Source organism: Psychrobacillus sp., from assembly GCF_056205495.1.
Genome location: NZ_JBAEAP010000139.1, coordinates 1 through 3260, shown reverse-complemented (window position 1 = coordinate 3260; position 3260 = coordinate 1). Strand labels below are relative to the sequence as shown.

The window sequence follows — 3260 nt, the reverse complement described above, 5'->3', positions numbered from 1 at the left end:
TATCTCACATGTCCCAACTATAATGGAAAATCAAAGTAAGTTGAAAGTTTCACATGTAGGGCTTGGGACAGTTTTAAAGGGTAAAGAGTCCATTCAATTACAGATCATTAAACAAATTGAAGCGATGAATCGGATTATAGTGGTGGATGCAGTGACAAATGAAGAAATAGATAACATTGCAGAGGCGATGGCTTCCATAGATGGGATACATTTTATCCCTGTTGATCCAGGTCCACTTTCTGCCTCTTACGGAAGAATGAAAGCCCATCAACATGTTCAAACAAATAAATTTATCGTGACCGTTGGCAGTATTACACCCTTAACTGGGAGACAGCTAAATTATCTAATAGATAAAAAGAATGCGGAACCTGTATATGTGCATGCGAGTGCATTAGCATCGATGACGAATTCCTGGGAGAAAGAAATTGATCGAGCTACTGAAGAAGCTTTGTCTAAATTAGAAGATCAAGAAGTTTTGATAATTACTACTTACACGCCTGGAACCGAAAAGCTGAATCTTTCAGAAATTGCTTTAAAAGAAGGGGTTACGGAAGAGAAACTGGCAAAGCGTTTAACAGAGGGACTGGCTAGAGTGACAAATAATGTAGTCCAGCAGACAAATCACCAAATAGACGGTACTTTTTCAAGTGGTGGGGATGTAACTGCGGCTATTTGTGCGGTAAGTAATGCAACTGCAATAGGCTTACAGGATGAAGTTATTCCTTTAGCTGCTTATGGTCATTTTATAGGTGGAACATTTGATGGGATACCGGTCATTACTAAAGGTGGAATGGTAGGAGACAAATATTCAATTTATAAATGCGTAAGATTTTTAACGAATAAAAAAGAAGAAGGAAGTGTTCTAGTATGACAACAAGAGAAATTATTGCGATACCAATGGGTGATGCAGCGGGAATCGGTCCAGAAATTACAGTTAAGTCACTAGCTAAAGAAGAAATTTACTCGATGTGTAAACCACTTGTGGTAGGTGACGCTAAAATTATTCGCAAAGCGATCGAAGTAACAGATGTAGATTTAGAGATTAATATAGTTACTTCACCAACGGAAGGTTCTTATGAATATGGAGTAATAGATATCTTAGATTTGAATAATATTAATATAGAGCAATTTAAACCGGGTGAAGTTTCTGCTCAAAATGGTCAAGCAGCATTTGAATTCATTAAAAAGTCAGTGGAGCTAGCAATGACTGGAGAAGTAAAGGCGCTGGCAACCACTCCAATTAACAAGGAATCATTAAAAGCTGCAAATGTTCCTTACATTGGACACACGGAAATGCTTGAAGATCTTGGTGGTGCTCCGGATCCTTTAACTATGTTCCAAGTCAATGGGATGCGTATTTTCTTCTTGACTCGTCACTTATCTGTTGCAGATGCTATTAAACAGATGACTAAAGAGCGTGTTAGAGATTATTTAAATAGATGTGACCAAGCTTTACAGCGCCTAGGCGTCGAGAGTCGTAAGTTAGCAGTTGCAGGGTTAAATCCTCATGCAGGCGAGGGTGGCTTGTTCGGGATGGAAGAAGTGAATGAGATTAAACCAGGTGTTGAGCTTGCTAAAGCAGATGGAATCGATGCGTATGGCCCAGTACCAGCTGACTCCGTATTCTTCCAAGCACTTAATGGTAAATATGATGCAGTTCTATCTTTGTACCACGATCAAGGTCATATAGCAGCTAAGATGACTGATTTCCATCGTACTATATCCATTACGAATGGGCTTCCATTCTTACGTACTTCCGTAGATCATGGCACAGCTTTTGATATAGCTTGGAATAATATCGCATCTGAAGTAAGTATGTACGAATGCATCAAGCTAGCTGCGGAGTATGCGCCTAAGTTTACACGCGAGTCTTTGTAGATTTTGTAGAAAGGAAAGGGGGAAACCCCTTTTCTATTTAATTATACATAATTGAAAGGGGTTTCAGAGATGGTTTTAGAAATGCAAATGTTATTGGGGTTAGCTATCGGTGTTACTGTTTTAATTTTACTTGTGTTAAAAACAAAGATTCATGCTTTTTTAGCTTTACTTATTGCTGCTTCTATTACAGGACTTATCGGCGGGATGGAGCCATTAAAAGTAGTTAACTCTATTACAAGTGGTTTTGGTAACACACTAGCTTCTATAGGGATTGTAGTAGGGCTTGGGGTTATGATGGGTAGAATTTTAGAAGTAACTGGAGCAGCTGAAAAGCTTGCTTATACGTTAATTAGAGTAGTTGGAAAGAAGAAGGAAGAATGGGCAATGGCGATTGCTGGTTATTTTGTATCAATTCCAATTTTCGTTGATTCGGCATTTGTCATTTTAAATCCTTTAGTAAAGTCATTATCACGTAAAACTGGTAAATCCGTAGTGACAATGGGTGTTGCTTTAGCGATTGGTTTAGCTGCAACTCACCATGCAGTCCCACCGACACCAGGTCCATTAGGAGTAGCAGGTATTTTTGGAGTAGACATAGGGGAAATGATCCTTTGGGGATTAATATTTGCGATTCCAATTATTACTATAGGTGTTTTTTACGCTAAATGGGTTGGTAAAAGAATTTACCAAGTTCCAGAAGAAGATGGAGAAGGATTTGTGCGTAAGGATTCTTCCGAGATGGTGTATAAAGATTTTTTAGCAGCTTCTGCTGACCGAGAAAAAGAACTACCATCTTTCTTTATTTCATTTTTACCGATATTATTGCCAATCATATTAATATTCTTGAATACTACGCTAACCGCTTTAGAAATAACAGGAGGGGTTTGGGATTATGTGTTGTTCCTTGGACAACCGATTATCGCATTAGCCCTTGGATTAGTTGTAGCGATTTATGGTTTAGCTAATCAGATGAAAAAAGACGAAGCGTTAGAAAGAATGGAAGAGGGTATGACAACTGCTGGTATTATCCTGCTAGTTACAGGTGCTGGGGGCGCTCTAGGTACAGTGTTGCGTGACAGTGGTACTGGAGATTATTTAGCTGAAATCATTGCTGGTTTACCATTACCTGCAATACTTGTGCCATTCTTTATCCCTTCTATTGTACGATTAATACAAGGAAGCGGGACCGTTGCAATGATAACAGCGGCTTCTATTTCTGCTCCGATCCTAGCTAATCTTGACGTTAATTTAGTATTGGCAGCTCAAGCCGCAGCACTAGGAGCGATGTTGTTTTCATATTTCAACGATTCTTTATTCTGGGTTGTTAATCGTATGTTAGGTATAACCAAACTAAAAGAACAAATTTTAGTTTGGTCTATACC

3 protein-coding genes are annotated in these 3260 nt (G+C 38.8%); all 3 read left to right on the top strand.

Going from position 1 to position 3260, the window contains the following annotated elements; genetic code table 11:
• A partial coding sequence (locus tag AC06OU_RS04165) for a four-carbon acid sugar kinase family protein (protein ID WP_475854179.1) occupies window positions 1–871 on the top strand: 871 nt, incomplete at its 5' end.
• Window positions 868–1878 (top strand): 4-hydroxythreonine-4-phosphate dehydrogenase PdxA, encoded by a 1011-nt coding sequence (gene pdxA / locus AC06OU_RS04160; protein WP_475854178.1) that lies wholly within the window; start codon window positions 868–870, stop codon window positions 1876–1878. The genes AC06OU_RS04165 and pdxA, both read left to right, overlap by 4 nt.
• A 69-nt stretch (window positions 1879–1947) precedes the next feature.
• The coding region (locus tag AC06OU_RS04155) for a GntP family permease (protein WP_475854177.1) at window positions 1948–3260 on the top strand (1313 nt) is incomplete at its 3' end.